At 36.4% G+C, this 2,361-nt stretch carries 2 protein-coding genes and 3 pseudogenes; 1 reads left to right on the top strand and 4 read right to left on the bottom strand.

Translation table 11 applies throughout. The features are described from left to right. Positions 1 to 140: 140 nt before the first annotated feature. Positions 141 to 629: pseudogene (locus tag CBG25_RS13530) on the top strand (transposase); the annotation flags it as partial. Here the strand turns inward: CBG25_RS13530 and CBG25_RS13525 are convergent. From CBG25_RS13525 to CBG25_RS13510, 4 genes and pseudogenes are all read right to left on the bottom strand, one after another. Beyond that, a pseudogene (locus tag CBG25_RS13525) lies at positions 566 to 904 on the bottom strand (BRO family protein); the annotation flags it as partial. The pseudogenes CBG25_RS13530 and CBG25_RS13525 overlap by 64 nt on opposite strands. Positions 905 to 1,165: 261 nt before the next feature. After that, positions 1,166 to 1,639, bottom strand: coding sequence for a type II toxin-antitoxin system death-on-curing family toxin (locus tag CBG25_RS13520; protein WP_290607262.1), 474 nt, complete (start codon positions 1,637 to 1,639; stop codon positions 1,166 to 1,168). Continuing rightward, the gene (locus CBG25_RS13515; RefSeq protein ID WP_290607260.1) at positions 1,640 to 1,819 is read right to left on the bottom strand and encodes a hypothetical protein; all 180 of its coding nucleotides are present in this window, start codon (positions 1,817 to 1,819) and stop codon (positions 1,640 to 1,642) included. It lies immediately after the preceding gene. A 244-nt stretch (positions 1,820 to 2,063) separates the two neighbouring features. Continuing rightward, positions 2,064 to 2,234: pseudogene (locus CBG25_RS13510) on the bottom strand (IS5/IS1182 family transposase); the annotation flags it as partial. Positions 2,235 to 2,361 lie beyond the last annotated feature (127 nt).

The raw sequence follows: 2,361 nt of genomic DNA, 5'->3' as shown, positions 1-2,361 counted from the left end.
CATAAACGATTATCTCGTAACAGCCGCTCTTTGTTGATCATTTCAAACCTTTATTCTCTAAGTTAAACCTCTTTTTATTCTCAATAGCGTGACAAAAAATGCAAGTCTCTATTCAGCAACTAGTTTAATGTACACAATCCAAAGATGGAAGGAAAATAAAACGCTATCCGGAAGATAAACAACGAGATGAACTTCGTTTACATATGGCTACTCCTGAGTCTAAAAAAATCTTGAGTCAGCGAAAGAGCATGGTTGAACCTGTGTTTTCAGCATTGCGGGGAATTCAGGGTTTGGAACGTTTCCGGCGTAAGGGATTATTAGCGGTAAAGCTCGAATTTACCCTGCATGCAATGGCCTATAACTTATCAAGAGCGGTTGCTCTGATATTATGGATGATTCTCAGTCTATTATTTGTACAAACTAAAATCAGAAAAAGAGAAAATCTGCACGGTGGGATATTGTTGAAAAAAAATTCCACCCCTTTTGCGACAGCCTCGCATTGGGCGAGGATTTACGGGGCAATTGTTAAAAGTTCGGGTGCTTCGGGTCTTGGTTGTGGATGCTCGTACTTGCCTGTTTTACGGATAGAAGGCAGAACCTCATTTGTTACCCATTTACGAAAACGATGAGGGAGTGTTCCTTGTTTGACTGCATCACGGCAACGGAATACTAAAGTGTACATGCCAGATTCGGAAATTATGTTCATGCTTTGCTTTCCGCCAAGGGTGTCTGTTAAACCTACACCCTTTTCATCACTATCTAATTTACTTAATGCATCTCTGCTATTAACAATTTTCAGCACATTGCATATATCTTGAGCAACAAACCACGGTTCATTATTTTTGATTACTATACGTATTTTATTATTTTCAAATGTAAATGGATTGACAATTAATTTTGTCATATTTTATATCCTCATAATTATTTTGAATTCACTTTTAAAGTGGTGATCGGGCGCTCAAAACCGTTATGAGATCGGCGGGCATATTTCCTCAAAGAGGTATTTTATTAGCCGCACGCCCGATCATATCAAAATTTGGATACAAAAGATCCGCAAAACTATTGAGTGCGGTATCCGCTCATAGGTGTTTTGAGCACCTAGAAGAACTATAGCGCATGATTTGTTCTTGAGTCAATGTTGTTTTTTGATTGATGAAGAAGAGTATTAATTAGATGACATCAACTCATCTATAGAAAGATTACACAGATCGATTACATCGTAGCAACGAGACCAATAGCATAGCCAATTTTCAAGATCTTTAACTGAATAGTATTTTTGAGCTAATCCACAAGCCATTTCAACTATTTCAGAACCTGGAGCTGTTAATTCATAACCATTGATTAGTAAAAATATATACCCTGACATCATGGCAGTGCGTTTATTTGCATTAGCAAATGGGTGATTTTGAATTAGGCTTTCTATTAAAGCAGCTGATAAAACAAACATATCATTAGTCTGTTCGTAGTATCTAACTAAAGAAGGTCTAGATTGAGATGATCCTAGAGAGTTTTTATTGATAATCTTAATAGGTTCATTGGGGGTTTGAGATTCTATTAGTCTTTTATTTATGTATATAATATCATCAACAGATAAGTATCTGATGCCATCAACGGTTTCACCAAAAGAAAATGGCATCATTTATACCTTTGAAAGTTCCTTCATATTCATTTCATATCTAACAAGGCCAAATTCAAAAGCTTTGGCAATCTGATCAGCATGAGAGCAGTCGGCAGCAATCACAGGTTTAGGATTGGCAATTCTGCTTTTGTCACGTTGAGGTATTGACAAGCGAAATGCTTTTTTCAATGCGTGACCCATAATTTAACCTCTTAACAAAATGTAAACTATTTTTATGATAATCTCATATTACCACGAGTTTCGCACCAATAAAAAAACGCTCTATTTTTAAGTTTAATTCAGCATGATATATAAATAGTCAAAACCTTATAAATCAAATACAACTTATTGTAATTTAAGAAAATTTATGTTTTTTAGTAACTTGCAGATTAATCATTGCTTTTAAGCCATTTTTAGAATTTTATATGCCTGTGCGAAACTCGTGACCGTGTTTTTTAGTCCACGTGGCGTCTAAATCTTTTTGTCGCCGCTTGGTTGGTTTCCAATGAGCAGGCATCGCTTCCTGCTTGAGTTGTTCCTTTTCGTCCTTCGTGAACGACTGCTTGGGAGCCGGTACCAAGGTTGCATCGATGATTTGGCCGCCCCGAGCTATAAAAAACTAGTTGCTGAATAGAGACTTGCATTTTTTGTCACGCTATTGAGAATAAAAAGAGGTTTAACTTAGAGAATAAAGGTTTGAAATGATCAACAAAGAGCGGCTGTTACGAGATAATCGTTTATGT

It is taken from the genome of Arsenophonus sp. ENCA, assembly GCF_002287155.1.
In the GTDB taxonomy this organism is placed as follows: Bacteria; Pseudomonadota; Gammaproteobacteria; order Enterobacterales; family Enterobacteriaceae; genus Arsenophonus; species Arsenophonus nilaparvatae.
The sequence above is the reverse complement of the archived record's forward strand: the minus strand, read 5'-3'. Positions and strand labels throughout refer to the sequence as shown.

What these genes read in the sequence shown, in the direction of transcription:
- CBG25_RS13515 (WP_290607260.1), bottom strand. Translation starts at nt 1,819, where the DNA reads ATGGGTCACGCATTGAAAAAAGCATTTCGCTTGTCAATACCTCAACGT.
- CBG25_RS13520 (WP_290607262.1), bottom strand. Translation starts at nt 1,639, where the DNA reads ATGATGCCATTTTCTTTTGGTGAAACCGTTGATGGCATCAGATACTTA.